General features: G+C 61.5%; 14 protein-coding genes. 11 read left to right on the forward strand and 3 right to left on the reverse strand.

Going from position 1 to position 14,572, the window contains the following annotated elements:
• Window positions 1-33 precede the first annotated feature (33 nt).
• The 3 genes from LQ231_RS16760 to LQ231_RS16770 are packed head-to-tail and all read right to left on the reverse strand — an operon-like array spanning window position 34 to window position 2,997.
• Window positions 34-924 carry an NAD(P)-dependent oxidoreductase gene (locus LQ231_RS16760; RefSeq protein ID WP_230172318.1) on the reverse strand — a complete coding sequence of 297 codons (891 nt, stop codon included), beginning with the start codon at window positions 922-924 and terminating at the stop codon, window positions 34-36.
• Window positions 921-1,763, reverse strand: a complete 843-nt coding sequence (locus tag LQ231_RS16765; protein ID WP_290371368.1) for a glycosyltransferase — start codon at window positions 1,761-1,763, stop codon at window positions 921-923. Before LQ231_RS16765 ends, LQ231_RS16760 begins: the two co-directional genes overlap by 4 nt.
• Before the next feature lie 13 nt (window positions 1,764-1,776).
• Window positions 1,777-2,997, reverse strand: coding sequence for an NAD-dependent epimerase/dehydratase family protein (locus LQ231_RS16770; protein ID WP_230172319.1), 1,221 nt, complete (start codon window positions 2,995-2,997; stop codon window positions 1,777-1,779).
• A 122-nt stretch (window positions 2,998-3,119) separates the two neighbouring features.
• On the opposite strand from LQ231_RS16770, the gene ybgC reads away from it, so the two are divergent.
• The 11 genes from ybgC to LQ231_RS16825 all read left to right on the forward strand — a co-directional run bounded on the left by ybgC (window position 3,120) and on the right by LQ231_RS16825 (window position 14,520).
• The gene (gene ybgC, locus LQ231_RS16775) at window positions 3,120-3,584 is read left to right on the forward strand and encodes a tol-pal system-associated acyl-CoA thioesterase (protein ID WP_230172323.1); all 465 of its coding nucleotides are present in this window, start codon (window positions 3,120-3,122) and stop codon (window positions 3,582-3,584) included.
• A gap of 209 nt (window positions 3,585-3,793) precedes the next feature.
• Complete coding sequence (gene tolQ / locus LQ231_RS16780; protein ID WP_113142089.1) at window positions 3,794-4,513, forward strand: protein TolQ; 720 nt, start codon at window positions 3,794-3,796, stop codon at window positions 4,511-4,513.
• Window positions 4,514-4,537: 24 nt separating this feature from the next.
• Window positions 4,538-4,990 (forward strand): protein TolR, encoded by a 453-nt coding sequence (gene tolR / locus LQ231_RS16785; protein WP_230172325.1) that lies wholly within the window; start codon window positions 4,538-4,540, stop codon window positions 4,988-4,990.
• 9 nt (window positions 4,991-4,999) lie between these two features.
• On the forward strand, window positions 5,000-6,034 hold the full coding sequence (locus LQ231_RS16790) for a hypothetical protein (RefSeq protein WP_230172326.1): 1,035 nt from the start codon (window positions 5,000-5,002) through the stop codon (window positions 6,032-6,034).
• Between the two features lie 21 nt (window positions 6,035-6,055).
• Window positions 6,056-7,363, forward strand: a complete 1,308-nt coding sequence (gene tolB / locus LQ231_RS16795) for a Tol-Pal system beta propeller repeat protein TolB (RefSeq protein ID WP_113142092.1) — start codon at window positions 6,056-6,058, stop codon at window positions 7,361-7,363.
• Window positions 7,364-7,516: 153 nt separating this feature from the next.
• A complete protein-coding gene (gene pal, locus LQ231_RS16800; RefSeq protein WP_159950858.1) occupies window positions 7,517-8,056 on the forward strand; it encodes a peptidoglycan-associated lipoprotein Pal in 540 nt (179 codons plus the stop codon).
• Window positions 8,057-8,214: 158 nt separating this feature from the next.
• Window positions 8,215-9,201 (forward strand): tol-pal system protein YbgF, encoded by a 987-nt coding sequence (ybgF, locus tag LQ231_RS16805; RefSeq protein ID WP_230172327.1) that lies wholly within the window; start codon window positions 8,215-8,217, stop codon window positions 9,199-9,201.
• 25 nt (window positions 9,202-9,226) lie between these two features.
• Window positions 9,227-10,510: a tRNA lysidine(34) synthetase TilS gene (gene tilS, locus LQ231_RS16810; protein WP_230172328.1), complete on the forward strand. Its 1,284-nt coding sequence runs from the start codon at window positions 9,227-9,229 to the stop codon at window positions 10,508-10,510.
• Between the two features lie 120 nt (window positions 10,511-10,630).
• Window positions 10,631-12,562 carry an ATP-dependent zinc metalloprotease FtsH gene (ftsH, locus tag LQ231_RS16815; protein WP_113142096.1) on the forward strand — a complete coding sequence of 644 codons (1,932 nt, stop codon included), beginning with the start codon at window positions 10,631-10,633 and terminating at the stop codon, window positions 12,560-12,562.
• A 210-nt stretch (window positions 12,563-12,772) separates the two neighbouring features.
• The gene (gene glmM / locus LQ231_RS16820) at window positions 12,773-14,128 is read left to right on the forward strand and encodes a phosphoglucosamine mutase (RefSeq protein ID WP_230172329.1); all 1,356 of its coding nucleotides are present in this window, start codon (window positions 12,773-12,775) and stop codon (window positions 14,126-14,128) included.
• An 86-nt stretch (window positions 14,129-14,214) separates the two neighbouring features.
• Window positions 14,215-14,520: a hypothetical protein gene (locus LQ231_RS16825; RefSeq protein WP_230172330.1), complete on the forward strand. Its 306-nt coding sequence runs from the start codon at window positions 14,215-14,217 to the stop codon at window positions 14,518-14,520.
• Window positions 14,521-14,572 lie beyond the last annotated feature (52 nt).

A 14,572-nucleotide genomic window follows, 5' to 3' on the forward strand; every position in this document is an offset into this window, starting at 1 on the left:
CCTCCTGTCGTTACGGCAGGAGGGACTGACCTTTCACGTCCAATAATAAGCAGCAAGCCGCTGCACGGTCTCTTCCAGCAAAGCCCGCCCGCCGGGACGCCAACCCAGCGCACTGATCTTGGCGGTCGCCATGATGCCGGTCCTTCCAGGAGCGGCCCTTTCCGGCAACTCATGAGACAGAGCAAGCGCCTGACCGACGATCCCCAGCAGATCTGCCCGATCGACCACCAGATCCGACACGTTGAAGACCTGCCGCGAGACCAGATGGTCCGGCGTCTCGAGCATTAGCTTGATGGCTTGCGAAACATCCCGTGAGTGCACCTCTGTGCCTGCCCTCGGCTTTATCAGCCTGCCTGCCAGATAGTCCTCGATCAAGACCTGCCACTTGTTCGGCATCATCCCGTCATAGACGCCCGTCAACCGCAGGCTGGCACCGGCGCAACCATCTGCAGACAGATCGGCAAGCGCCTGTTCCACGGCCAGTTTCATTCGTCCGTACAGAGAGGCAGGTATTTCCACCTGCGTTTCGCGTAGTGGCGCCTCGACCGGCAGCCCGTCATAGACGGCGCGGCTCGACAGGAACACAACACGCGCTACACCGGCCGCCCGCGCCTGCTCGAACAGTCGCCGGCTTCCCTCGACATTGCGCCGCCAGAAGCCGTCCGGATCCTCGCCCTCTCCGCCCCTGTAATGTCCGGGCACATGGTCGAAGGCGGCATGAACGACATGGCTGACGCCATCGAAAAGGCCTTGCTCGCAGCGGTGGGGGTCCAGCATCATCGGGCGGAAGACAACAGGACCGCAGAACCAGTCCGGCGGCGGTTCGCTGCGGCCGGCAACAATCACATCGTACCCCGCCTCGATCAGACCGTTGACGATCGGCCGCCCGACGAAACCGCGCCCGCCCGTCACAAGCACTGTCATGGACTGCCTCCCGGCGGCCCCGGCAAACTATCGATGTCGGGAATATCGCCTCCGCGATAGAACGCCTGCCAGAGATCGATCAAGGGCTTCAGTTGCGCGGCCTTCGGATGATCTCGCTCCCAGGGCTTTTCATATTGGTAATGCAACACCCCGATCTGTTGCCAGTTCCACAGCTCCGGCATGTTGAACCAGACATACTGCAGCATGTTCATCGTCACCGGCAGGCCGTGCCAGTCGGGGAAGAATGTCTGTAGGAACGTCTGGTCGGTGCGCGGCCAGAAAGCATCCAGTTTGTCGAGCCGCGCCAGCATCCTGGCAAAGGTCTCGCGCGACGGCTTCGCAACGAAGACGCCGGAATTCAGCCGGTGAAAATCGGCGAGGCTCTCATAGACATTGGGGGCTGCCGAAAACTCGGGATAGTCGAACAGCTTGTCGATATTGCGCAAGACCAGCGCGTCAGCATCGATGAAGACGCAGGTCTCGTACTCCGTCAGTTCCCAGAGCCGCAGCTTGCAGAAATTGTCGAGCGGCGAATGAAAGGTCGGCTTTCGCCCCTTGGTGAACGGAGCGGCCTGATGCACCGCACCCCGCTCATGCCGGGCATTGAACGCATCGGACAGGGGCAGCGGATCGACGCCGACCAGCCAGCAACCCAGATCGGCGAGTGGCGCCAGATCCTCGTCCTCGACCCGCTCGGTATGCAGCACGATGATTTCGGCCGATGATTTCGTGCACTGGATCGAGCGGGCGAGCGCCAGCGCGCCCATGGCGTAGTCGCCATTGGTCACCAGCGTCACAAAAGCCTGCCGCGTCAGCGCGGGTAGCAGCGCTTCGTCCACCGCATGTCCTGTTTTACGAGACCGATTTCAGCATCTTGCCTTCCGGATCGCGATTGAGCGTCCTGGCAATGTCCTTGGTCCAGGCAGAGACGGCCGGAACCCTTGACCGATCGACACGATAGGCGAACTTCTTCGCCACGTCGACAATCTCCGACAACAGACCGTTTTCAAGTGTCGTCGGTGAAAGTCCAAGGCCGAGAAACTTCTCGTTGCGCACGATCAGATCGTTTTCCGGCGCTTCTTTGCGCGGGTTGGGCAGCCAAGCGATCTCAGCGCCGGTCATGCGCGAAATCATCGCCGCCAGATCACGGACACGATGGGTTTCCGTCATCTGGTTGAAGATCTCGACCCGCGACCCGCGCGATGGCGGATTGTTGAGCGCGATCTCGATACAGCGGACCGAATCCTGGATATGGATAAAGGCGCGCGTCTGCCCACCCGTGCCATGCACCGTCAGCGGATAGTCGATCGCCGCCTGGATCAGGAAGCGGTTGAGCACTGTGCCGTAGTCTCCGTCATAGTCGAACCGGTTGACCAGCTGCGGATGCAGCCTCGTCTGCACCGTATGCGTACCCCAGACGATGCCCTGGTGCAGGTCGGTAACGCGCAGTCCGTCGTTCTTCGCATAGAACTGGAACAACAGCTGGTCGAGGCACTTGGTCATGTGATAGATCGAGCCTGGATTGGCTGGATAAAGAATTTCCTGGCTGGCGGTATTGCCATCGACCGTCTCGATGCCGACCGGCAGATAGCCTTCGGGAATGGCAGCGCCCACCGTCGAATAGCCATAGACGCCCATGGTGCCGAGATGCACCAGATGGGCATCCAGCCCGATCTCCACCAGCGCGTTCAATAGATTATGCGTCGCCGACACATTGTTGTTGACGGTGTAGTTCTTGTGCCGGTCGCTCTTCATCGAATAGGGCGCGGCGCGCTGCTCGGCGAAATGGATGATCGCATCCGGACGGTGCTCGGCAAGCCAGGCTTTCAGGAGATCGTAGTCGCGGGCCAGATCGATCAGGTTGAAATGGATGCGGCGACCTGTTTCGGCGTGCCAGATGCGGGTGCGCTCCTGAATACTGTCCATCGGCGTCAGCGACTGGACGCCGAGTTCGGTATCGATCCAGCGGCGCGACAGGTTGTCGAGGATATGGACATCGTGCCCAGCATCGGACAAATGAAGCGCTGTGGGCCAACCGACGAACCCGTCTCCGCCCATGACTGCGATTTTCATGATGGATCTCCTTCAAGGTATAGCCCCGCTCCTTGATAGGGCTCCATTGTGACAGCACTACAATGAGCGGAAGCTATCCCTGTTCCATCCAGCCGGGAATTTTTGAGTTGAGGAGTAAGCCCATGGCGGTACAAGCAATTTCACTCAGCGGAGAACTGAGCGACGACAGTCATCGACTGACCCAGCGCGTGTATTACGAAGACACCGATTTTTCAGGTCTCGTCTATCATGGTCGCTATCTTCACTTCCTCGAGCGCGGCCGCACCGATTACCTGCGTTGTCTCGGTGTCGAGCAGAGCGCCTTGATCGGCATGGATGAGGAAGGCCTCGTCTTCGTCGTTCACCGCATGGAGATCGATTTCAAGGCGCCCGCCCGGATGGACGATATCTTGACGATCACCACACGCACCATCAAGGCCGGCGGCGCGAAGATGATACTCGAGCAGGAAATTCATCGGGAGGAAAAACTCCTGATTGCGGCCAAGGTTGTGATTGCCGTCGTCAACCGCAGCGGAAGGCCGCGTCGATTGCCGGACGATCTGGCTCGCCAGTTCGTGGGCGCACCCCCGGGTCACCCCGGAAAGTAACGCCTTCTTAACCATAATGATGTCTTACTCTGGCACAGGAAATTTGTGCAACGCACGCCTTCCTTTGACCAAATTTCGCGCCCAGAAGGCAATCTGGGAGCTTGAAGCGGGTAAGGCGTTCAGCGATGGCGACCGCAAACTTCCACTAGCACGGCTTTTTCACCGCCCGGTCAACCGCCGGGCGTTTGGATTTCGGGGATTTGAAGGCGATGGAACAAGTTGGAATGGCAGCGGCAGCCCATGACGTGAGCATCTGGGCTCTGTTCATGCAGGCGGGTCTTATCGTCAAGCTGGTCATGCTCGGCCTGATCGCGGCTTCGGTCTGGACCTGGGCAATCGTCATTGACAAATATCTGAGCTATGCCCGCGCCCGTCGCCAGTTCGACCAGTTCGAACAGGTTTTCTGGTCCGGCCAGTCGCTGGAAGAACTCTACCGCACGCTTGCCGAACGCAACAACACCGGCCTTGCGGCCATGTTCGTAGCCGCCATGCGCGAGTGGAAGAAGAGTTTCGAGCGCGGCGCCCGTTCGCCGATCGGCCTGCAGATGCGTATCGACCGCGCTATGGACGTGACCATGGCCCGCGAGAGCGAAACGCTCGAAGGCCGTCTCTCTTCGCTCGCCACCATTGGTTCCGCCGCGCCCTTCATCGGTCTTTTCGGCACCGTCATCGGCATCATGACGTCGTTCCAGGCAATCGCCGGCTCAAAGAACACCAGCCTTGCCGTGGTGGCACCCGGTATCGCCGAGGCGCTGCTGGCCACCGCCATCGGCCTTGTCGCCGCTATCCCGGCGGTCATCGCCTACAACAAATTCTCCGGAGAATCCGGCAAGCTGACCGCCCGCATGGAAGGTTTTGCCGACGAGTTCTCCGCCATCCTTTCGCGCCAGATCGACGAAAAGCTGCAGCCTCGCCAGGCCGCACAGTAAGATATCGACGAACGGAGACGCATCATGGGTATGTCAGTCGGATCAGGAGGTGGCGGCGGTGGCCGTCGCGGACGCCGCGGCAGCAAGCGCGCACTGGTCAGCGAGATCAACGTGACGCCGATGGTCGACGTCATGCTCGTGCTGTTGATCATCTTCATGGTTGCCGCCCCGATGATGACCGTCGGCGTGCCGATCGACCTGCCGCAAACCCAGGCGCAGGCCATGAACACCGACACCCAGCCGATCACCGTTTCGGTCAATGGCAAGGGCGAAATCTACCTGCAGGAAACGGTGATCCCGATCGAGGAAGTCGTGCCGAAGCTCGAGGCGATTGCCAAGACCGGCTACAAGGAACGTATTTTCGTGCGCGCAGACACGACTGCCGCCTACGGAACCGTCATGCAGGTCATGGCGCGCATTTCGACCGCCGGCTTCACCAATATCGGTCTTGTGACCTTGCAGGAACAGCAGAACTGATCGGACGTCATGAAGGGCAGCCTCTTCACATCCACGTTTCTGCACGGACTGGCGCTCGCCGCAGCGCTGGTGACCCTTGGCTCGCCCGAAAAACTCGAGGTGATGAACATGGAGTCGCTCCCGGTCGACATCGTGCCGATCGAGGAGTTCACCCAGATCCAGCAGGGCGACAAGAAAGCGCCGCTCGCCGAGAAATCGGCACCGGTGCCGACCAAGAAGCCGCCGATCGCCGAACCAGCTGAAAATCTCGGCGACAATCAGGTCGACCTGAAGTCGCCGCCGACACCGTCGCAGCGCCCGGTCGAACAGGAAGTCGCGGCCGCCCCTGAAAAGGTCGAGACCCCTGCCCCCGTTGAGGACACCAAACCCAACGAGGTCAAGGAAGTCGTCAAGGAAGAAACCGCCCCGCCGCCACAGCCGGAAGAAAAGCCGGCCGAGGAAGCGCCGCCGGAAGAAGCCAAGGCCGAAGAGATCCCGCTGCCCGAACAGGCGCCGGTCCCGGCAGCGCGTCCGAAGATCGAGACGGCCAAGCCGGTCGAAAAGAAGCCGCCGCCGAAGACCGAGGCCAAGAAGGACACCAAGTCCCAGGAAACGGCCAAATCGAAGCCGCAGATGGAAAGCGACTTCAATGCCGACGAAGTGGCAGCACTTCTCAACAAGACGGATGCCGCAGGCGGCGGCGCCAAGCGCTCGACCGAACAGGCAGCGCTCGGCGGCAAGACCAATACCGGCGGCTCGACGCTCAGCCAGAGCGAGATGGATGCCCTGCGTGGCGCAATCCAGAACAACTGGCTGATCACGCCCGGCATGGCCGACGCCCAGGATGTCCGTATCCAGGTAAGATTCCAGCTGGACCAGGACGGCAACCTGGTCGGCAATCCGGAAGCCACGGCGACCGGCGGTTCCGAAACAGCCCAACGCGTTCTGATGAGCGGCGCCGTTCGCGCCGTGCGCAAGTCCGCCCCCTTCACCAATCTGCCCAGGGACAAATTTGACGCCTGGTCCGAAGTCATCGTCAATTTCGACCCCAGCGAACTGATGTAAGAGCTGAAAGGCTTGGATAGAATGAAAAAATTCCACCTCCTCCGTCTTCTGATGGTTGTCGCCAGCATGGCAGGCACCATCGCCGCCCCGGCAAACGCCGCCGTCGAAATCAACATCAATCGCGGCAATGTCTCGCCGCTGCCGATCGCGATCACCGATTTCGTCTCCACCGATGGCATCGGCGCCAAGATTGCAGCGGTGGTCGAAGCCGACCTGAAGCGCTCCGGTCTGTTCGCCCCGGTCAGCCGCGCCGCCTTCATCGAGAAGATCTCCAATCCCGACCAGCCGCCACGCTTCGAGGATTGGAAGGTCGTCAATGCCGAGGCGCTCGTCGTCGGCCGGATCAGCAAGGAGGCCGATGGCCGCCTGCGCGCCGAATTCCGCCTGTGGGACACGTTTGCCGGCCAGCAGATGACCGGTCAGCAGTTTTTCACCCAGCCGGAAAACTGGCGTCGCGTTGCCCATATCATCGCCGATGCGATCTATGAGCGCATCACCGGTGAAAAGGGCTACTTCGATACCCGCGTCGTGTTCGTCTCCGAAAGCGGCCCGAAGACCGACCGCAAACGCCAGCTGGCGATCATGGACCAGGACGGCGAAAACGTCCGCATGCTGACCGGCTCCAAGGATATCGTCCTGACGCCGCGCTTCTCGCCGAGCCGCCAGGAAGTGACCTACATGTCGTTCGAGGGCGACCAGCCGCGCGTCTACCTGCTCCAGTTGGAGACAGGCCAGCGCGAAGTGGTCGGCAACTTCCCCGGCATGACGTTTTCACCGCGTTTCTCGCCGGATGGCCAGCGTGTCATCATGAGCCTGCAGCAGGACGGCAATGCCAATATCTACACGATGGACCTGCGCTCGCGCACCACGACCCGCCTGACCTCGACGGCCGCTATCGACACATCGCCGTCCTATTCGCCCGATGGCGCCCGCATCGCCTTTGAAAGCGACCGTGGTGGCCGCCAGCAGCTCTATGTGATGAATGCCGACGGCTCCGGCCAGCAGCGCATCTCGTTTGGCGATGGCTCCTATTCGACCCCGGTCTGGTCGCCGCGCGGAGATCTGATCGCCTTCACAAAGCAGTCGGGCGGCAAGTTCTCGATCGGCGTGATGAAGACGGACGGTTCCGGCGAGCGCATCCTCACCACCGGCTTCCACAACGAAGGCCCGACCTGGGCTCCGAACGGCCGCGTCCTGATGTTCTTCCGCCAGAACTCGGGTGCCGGCGGCCCGGCCCTCTATTCGATCGACCTGTCGGGCTATAACGAACAGCAGGTCAAGACCCCGGCTTTCGGCTCCGACCCGGCCTGGTCGCCGCTCCTCGAATAGGGCGCATTTGCGCCTCCTTCCTGCCATAAAGCGCTGTAATCCGGCGCTTTGCGGGCCAGATTAAACGGTTCGTTAACCATGATTATTGGAAGCCGGTTAACCTAGATTGGTTATCGTCCGGCAACCCTAACAGAGAATTCAAGGAGACCGGCGATGAGCCGCATTCATTCCCCGGCCAAGAGCCGCCTGCAGCAACTTGCAACCAACCCGGCCATCGTCGCTCTGGCGATGACCCTCGCTCTTGCAGGCTGCGCCAATAAGAAGAACCTGCCCAACAGCGCCGGCGATCTCGGCCTCGGTGCCAACGGCGCCGGTGCCTCGACCCCGGGCTCGACCCAGGACTTCACCGTCAATGTCGGCGATCGTATCTTCTTCGACACCGACTCGACCTCGGTCCGCGCCGATGCCCAGCAGACGCTGGACCGTCAGGCCCAGTGGCTGGCCAAGTATCCGCAATACGCCATCACCATCGAAGGCCATGCCGACGAACGCGGCACCCGCGAATATAACCTGGCTCTCGGCGCACGCCGTGCCGCCTCGACCCGCGACTATCTCGCGTCGCGCGGCATCCCGGCGCAGCGCATGAAGACCATCTCCTACGGCAAGGAACGTCCGGTCGCCGTTTGCGACGACATCTCCTGCTGGTCGCAGAACCGCCGCGCCGTTACCGTTCTCGGCGGCGCTGGCATGTAATCGAGCCAGGGTGCTCCAACGACTTTGTGAAGGCGGCCTCGGCCGCCTTTACTTTTCTCCTTACTTTGGCCGAACTTGGTTGCTTTTTGCAGGCAATTGGAAAAATCTCCTGTGCGCGCCTGTTCGGCGCAACTCATCGCGAAAACAGGATAAGGAACATGAACAAACTTGTGATGGCCGCATTGCTTGCGACGGCCACGCTGACCGGGACCCAAGGAAGCGCAAGCGCCTTCCAGCTGCCGGGCTTTTCGCTCGTCCAGCCCAAGATGGCCAAGACTGCCGAACCCGAGGCACGCGTTCATCTTGCGCAGTCCAGCGATCCGTCGGTTCGCGTCCAGCAGCTTGAGGAAGAAATCCGCTCGCTCAACGGTCGCATCGAGGAGATGAGCTTCCAGCTTCTGCAGATGCAGGAAACCATCCGCAAGGCCCAGGAAGACAACGAGTTCCGCTTCCAGGATCTCGAAAACGGCGGCACCAAGAAAAGCGGCTCGCTTGAGCGCCCTGTCGATGGCGGCAATGGAAGCGATTCCGTCGCCGAAATCATCACCCAGACCCCGGATGTCGGCGCTGCCGCCGACACTTCCGGCTCGGCCCAGCCGGAACAGCAGCTCGGCTCGATCGACCTCGACACCAACGGCTTGCCGGTCGATACGACGATCAATCCGGATGCCGTCGACAATTCCGCGTCCCTGCCGGGTGTCGATACCGCGACGGCGCCAGCCACCCAGCAGGCACCGGCCGTCAGCGAGACTGCCGCATCGGGTTCCGAGAACGACATCTACCAGGTTGCCTATGCCCATGTGCTATCGGGTGACTATGGCTTGGCGGAAAACGAGTTCCGCGACTTCATTTCCAGCTACCCGAACAGCAAGAAGATCGCCGACGCCAATTTCTGGCTGGGTGAAGCCCTTTACTCCCAGGGCAACTTCAACGAAGCCGCCAAGACATTTCTGAACGCCCATCAGACCTACAGCAGTTCGCCCAAGGCGCCTGAAATGCTGCTGAAGCTCGGCATGTCGCTGGCAGCGCTCGACAATACCGAAACGGCCTGCGCAACCTTGCGCGAAGTGCCCAAGCGTTATCCGAAGGCGTCGCGCGCCGTCGTCTCCAAGGTCGCAAGCGAGCAGAAGCGCCTGAGCTGCTGATGTCTGCCCAGCCCGGACGACCGCCGTGCTGACCGACCACTCTCCCGATGAGGCCGCCAAGCGCTTCCTCGCCTCCCTTTCCAAACCTTCACACCTGTTGATCGCGCTTTCCGGCGGCAGCGATTCGACCGGACTGCTGATCGCCCTCAAGCGCGCGATCGCCCTGCACGGTTTTGCCCATACGCTGTCCGCCGCCACCATCGACCATGCTCTACGCCAGGCCTCGGTCCGAGAAGCAGCATGGGCTGCCGACCTCTGTGCCAGGCTGGGCATCGTCCATCAGACCCGACTCTGGACCGGCGAAAAGCCCAAGACCGGGATTCCCGCCGCAGCCCGCGAGGCACGTTACGCATTGCTTGCCGACATCGCGCGGGATCTGCGCGCCGACGCCATCGTCACCGGTCACACGCGCGACGACCAGATCGAGACGGTTGCGATGCGCGCAACACGCGCCGGCGACGAAAACCTCGGGGCCGCCGGCATGGCGCCCGCCACCCTTTTCAACCGGCGCATTTGGATCCTGCGTCCCTTCCTTGAAACATCGCGGGCACAGATCCGCGACAGCCTGCGTCACGGCGACCAGCCTTGGATCGATGATCCGAGCAATGACGACCGGAGCTATGAACGCGTGCGCGTTCGCCAGGACATCCCCGCCATCGAATTTAGTCCCGAGGCAGGACTGCGGCGAAAGGCATTGTCGCAGGATACAGCCTGCTGGCTTGACCGGCATGCAACGCTGGTTGCCGGCGCCGTCATCAGGCTCGAGCCCGCCGCCCTCACCGGGCCAACAGACATTCTCCGCCACGGCATCGCAACACTTGCCGCAGTCCTCGGCGGAAAACCGCACCGTCCGGCGGCAAAGGCGACGGACAGACTGATGCAACTGCTTGCCATGCAAGCCGGCGGATCCCTGACCCTATCGGGATGTCTCGTGATCAAGCGCCGGGATGGCATCTACATGCTGCGCGAGAACCGCGGTCTTTTGCCGCTCCCCCTCCCCCCTGGTGCGACCATTGTCTGGGACGGACGCTTCGAGATCCGCAACCACACGGCGCGCCTCTTGCGTGTCGAGCCGGCGGCCACATCACCGGTTTTGCCCGACCTTCCCGGCCTGGCAAGGACCGCCATGGCGGGAATTTTCCCGCAAACCCGCGAGGAAAGCGGGCAAATTGCCAAACCCGGCATCGATATCGAATCGCATCCCTACCTGCCGCTTTTCGATCGCTTCCTGCCAAGCTTCGACGTCGCGCTTGCCGATCGCATCGCCGCGATCCTCGGCCGCGACCCAACCTTGTCCTGCCCCATTTAAGAGTTATTGACGGAAAACGATGCACAGGTGCCACTTTGCCTTGGCAACGGCCCGGCGCAATCCTATGTTAGCGGGTAAGATCGCGGGGTTCCTTCCCGCAAGACATGTTCGGGGAGTTCAATGAACCCAAATTTTCGGAATTTCGCGCTGTGGGCGATCATCGCCCTCTTGCTGATCGCACTGTTCAGCATGTTCCAGACGTCGCCGTCTCAATCCAGCTCGCGCGAGATACCCTATTCGCAGTTCCTGAGCGAAGTGGATTCTGGCCGCGTGCGTGACGTGACAGTCACCGGCAATCGCGTGATGGGCACTTATGCCGAGAACGGCACCGCCTTCCAGACCTATGCGCCGGTCATCGACGACAACCTGCTCGAAAAGCTGCAGTCGAAGAATGTGATGATCGTGGCCCGTCCGGAAACGGATGGCTCGTCAGGTTTCCTCAGCTATATCGGCACGCTGCTCCCCATGCTGCTGATCCTCGGCGTTTGGCTGTTCTTCATGCGCCAGATGCAGGGCGGTGGCCGCGGTGGCGCCATGGGTTTTGGCAAGTCCAAGGCCAAGCTTCTGACCGAGGCACATGGCCGTGTGACGTTTGACGACGTTGCAGGCGTTGACGAAGCCAAGCAGGATCTCGAGGAGATCGTCGAATTCCTGCGCGATCCGCAGAAGTTCCAGCGTCTCGGCGGCAAGATCCCGCGCGGCGTGCTGCTTGTCGGCCCTCCGGGCACGGGAAAAACGCTGCTCGCCCGCTCGGTCGCCGGCGAAGCCAATGTACCCTTCTTCACCATCTCCGGTTCCGACTTCGTCGAAATGTTCGTCGGCGTCGGCGCAAGCCGTGTCCGCGACATGTTCGAACAGGCGAAGAAGAACGCACCCTGCATCATCTTCATCGACGAAATCGACGCCGTCGGCCGCCATCGTGGTGCAGGCCTTGGCGGTGGCAACGATGAGCGCGAGCAGACGTTGAACCAGTTGCTGGTCGAGATGGATGGCTTTGAGGCCAATGAAGGCGTCATACTGATTGCGGCCACCAACCGTCCCGACGTTCTCGACCCCGCTCTTCTGCGTCCGGGCCGTTTCGACCGTCAGGTTGTGGTGCCGAACCCGGATATCGTCGGTCGCGAACGCATCCTCAAGGTGCATGCCCGCAACGTTCCGCTCGCGCCGAATGTCGATCTCAAGGTTCTCGCCCGCGGCACGCCCGGCTTCTCCGGTGCCGACCTGATGAACCTCGTCAACGAAGCAGCCCTGATGGCCGCCCGCCGCAACAAGCGCGTCGTCACCATGGCCGAGTTCGAAGATGCCAAGGACAAGATCATGATGGGCGCCGAGCGCCGCTCGTCCGCCATGACCGAAGCCGAAAAGAAGCTGACCGCCTACCACGAAGCCGGTCATGCGATCACCGCACTTCATGTCGCGGTTGCCGATCCGTTGCACAAGGCGACCATCATTCCGCGTGGCCGTGCACTCGGCATGGTCATGCAGCTTCCCGAGGGCGACCGCTACTCGATGAGCTACAAGTGGATGGTCTCGCGCCTCTGCATCATGATGGGCGGCCGCGTGGCGGAAGAACTCACCTTCGGCAAGGAGAACATCACCTCCGGCGCGTCTTCGGACATCGAGCAGGCCACCAAGCTTGCTCGCGCCATGGTCACCCAGTGGGGCTTCTCCGACGTGCTCGGCCAGGTCGCTTACGGTGAAAACCAGCAGGAAGTCTTCCTCGGCCATTCGGTTTCGCAATCGAAGAACGTCTCGGAATCGACCGCGCAGAAGATCGACACCGAAGTGCGCCGCCTGATCGACGAGGCCTATACCCAGGCCCGCACGATCCTGACCGAAAAGCACGACGAATTCGTCGCCATCGCCGAGGGTCTGCTTGAGTATGAAACCCTCTCGGGCGAAGAGATCAAGGGTCTGATCAAGGGCCAGAAACCAACCCGCGACAGCGGCGAGGATGGCCCGGCCCGCGGCTCGGCTGTTCCCTCGACCGGCAAGAAGGACCTGCCCAAGGGCGGCGAACCTGAAAGTGGCCTGGAACCTCAGCCGCACTAAGTCCCGACCCGTTGAATGCATTGGAAAGGCCATCTCCGCGAGATGGCCTTTCTGCTGTCTGGTAACGGGATGTAATCAATTTTTGCGCTAATTTATGTGTTCTTCGGCACGAACTATGGCATGAGCAGGCCACTCGCAGTCTTGACGAATCTCCCATCGCGTCGAGACCGCAGAACGGCGAGCAGCCAACCTGGATCTAGGGATAGACATATGACACGTCGTTATTTCGGCACGGACGGCATTCGCGGACAGTCGAACCGCTTCCCGATGACACCTGACCTTGCCATGCGCGTCGGCATTGCAGCCGGCACGATTTTCCGCCGCGGCGGCCATCGTCACCGTGTGGTGATCGGCAAGGATACGCGCCTTTCCGGTTATATGCTGGAAAACGCCATGGTCGCAGGCTTCACCGCCGCCGGCCTGGACGCCTTCGTTCTCGGCCCGATCCCGACGCCCGCCGTCGCCATGCTGACCCGTTCGCTGCGTTGCGATCTCGGCGTGATGATCTCGGCTTCGCACAATCCTTTCGCCGACAATGGCATCAAGCTCTTCGGCCCGGACGGCTACAAGCTGTCCGACGAGATCGAGGCGCAGATCGAGGAACTGCTGGAGAAGGATCTCTACAGCCAGCTCGCCTCAGCCAGCGACATCGGCCGCGCCAAGCGCATTGATGGCGCCCATGACCGCTATATCGAATTTGCCAAGCGCACCATGCCGCGTGACGTCACGCTGCAGGGACTTCGCGTCGCCATCGACTGCGCCAACGGCGCCGCCTACAAGGTCGCCCCTTCGGCGCTCTGGGAACTGGGCGCCGAGGTCATCACCATCGGCAACGAACCGACCGGCACCAACATCAACCTCAACTGCGGCTCGACCCATCCGGAAGCCCTGCAGAAGAAGGTCCATGAAGTACGCGCCGATATCGGCATCGCACTGGACGGCGACGCAGACCGTGTCATCATCGTCGATGAAAACGGCACCGTGATCGATGGCGACCAATTGATGGCCGTGATCGCCGAAAGCTGGGCCGAGGACCAGACGCTGACCGGCGGCGGCATCGTCGCGACCGTCATGTCCAATCTCGGCCTCGAGCGCTTCCTCGGCGACAAGGGCCTGACGCTCGCCCGCACGAAAGTCGGCGACCGCTATGTCGTTGAGCACATGCGCCAGCACGGCTTCAACGTCGGTGGCGAGCAATCGGGCCACCTCGTCATGTCGGACTTCGGCACCACCGGCGACGGCCTGGTTGCGGCCCTGCAGATCCTCTCCTGCGTCAAGCGCACCGGCAAGACCGTCAGCGAGATCTGCCATCGCTTCGAGCCGGTGCCGCAGCTGCTGCGCAACGTCCGCTTCTCCGGCGGCAAGCCGCTCGAGGACACGACCGTCAAGCAGGCGATCGCCGACGCCGAGAGCGAACTGGCCAAGTCCGGCCGTCTGGTCATCCGCCCCTCCGGCACCGAGCCGCTGATCCGCGTCATGGCCGAGGGCGACGATCGCGAACAGGTCGAGCGCATCGTCAACGGCTTGGTGGACGTCATCGCGGGTGTCAAAAGCGCGGCCGCCTGACAGGAGAGCGGGCCAAAGCTGCGTTTAGTCACCCGTTTGCGTTCAACACAACTTGGCGTTATTCTCTTGCAAAGAGGTTGCAACGGATGGCCCAAGATACTGTCGATCTGAGCTTTCTGGCCAGGCTTGGCCAGAAAACCAATGATGAGCTGAAGATGCTCAAAAAAGACGTCGGAGAAATCCGCTCGCTGTACCTGCAAAGCTATGACTATATGAAGCGGGTGGAACGTCGCAGCGGCGAACTGCGCGACGATCTTGAAATCACCATCAAAATGGAACTCGGCGGCGGTATCGCCCATCTGCAGACGGGGCTGAAAAGCGGCCTGCGCAGGATTGAAGACAAACTCGACGAACTCTCTCAGCGGCTCAGTGCGCGGAAAGAAAAGTCCTGAGTGCTCGACCAAAAAAAAGCCCGATTGCGAACTGCAACCGGGCTTTTCCTTT

The organism is Rhizobium sp. CECT 9324, assembly GCF_918741265.1.
Lineage (GTDB): Bacteria > Pseudomonadota > Alphaproteobacteria > Rhizobiales > Rhizobiaceae > Allorhizobium.

What these genes read in the sequence shown, in the direction of transcription:
- LQ231_RS16760 (WP_230172318.1), bottom strand. Translation starts at nt 924, where the DNA reads ATGACAGTGCTTGTGACGGGCGGGCGCGGTTTCGTCGGGCGGCCGATC.
- LQ231_RS16770 (WP_230172319.1), bottom strand. Translation starts at nt 2,997, where the DNA reads ATGAAAATCGCAGTCATGGGCGGAGACGGGTTCGTCGGTTGGCCCACA.
- ybgC (WP_230172323.1), top strand. Translation starts at nt 3,120, where the DNA reads ATGGCGGTACAAGCAATTTCACTCAGCGGAGAACTGAGCGACGACAGT.
- tolQ (WP_113142089.1), top strand. Translation starts at nt 3,794, where the DNA reads ATGGAACAAGTTGGAATGGCAGCGGCAGCCCATGACGTGAGCATCTGG.
- tolR (WP_230172325.1), top strand. Translation starts at nt 4,538, where the DNA reads ATGGGTATGTCAGTCGGATCAGGAGGTGGCGGCGGTGGCCGTCGCGGA.
- LQ231_RS16790 (WP_230172326.1), top strand. Translation starts at nt 5,000, where the DNA reads ATGAAGGGCAGCCTCTTCACATCCACGTTTCTGCACGGACTGGCGCTC.
- tolB (WP_113142092.1), top strand. Translation starts at nt 6,056, where the DNA reads ATGAAAAAATTCCACCTCCTCCGTCTTCTGATGGTTGTCGCCAGCATG.
- pal (WP_159950858.1), top strand. Translation starts at nt 7,517, where the DNA reads ATGAGCCGCATTCATTCCCCGGCCAAGAGCCGCCTGCAGCAACTTGCA.
- ybgF (WP_230172327.1), top strand. Translation starts at nt 8,215, where the DNA reads ATGAACAAACTTGTGATGGCCGCATTGCTTGCGACGGCCACGCTGACC.
- ftsH (WP_113142096.1), top strand. Translation starts at nt 10,631, where the DNA reads ATGAACCCAAATTTTCGGAATTTCGCGCTGTGGGCGATCATCGCCCTC.
- glmM (WP_230172329.1), top strand. Translation starts at nt 12,773, where the DNA reads ATGACACGTCGTTATTTCGGCACGGACGGCATTCGCGGACAGTCGAAC.
- LQ231_RS16825 (WP_230172330.1), top strand. Translation starts at nt 14,215, where the DNA reads ATGGCCCAAGATACTGTCGATCTGAGCTTTCTGGCCAGGCTTGGCCAG.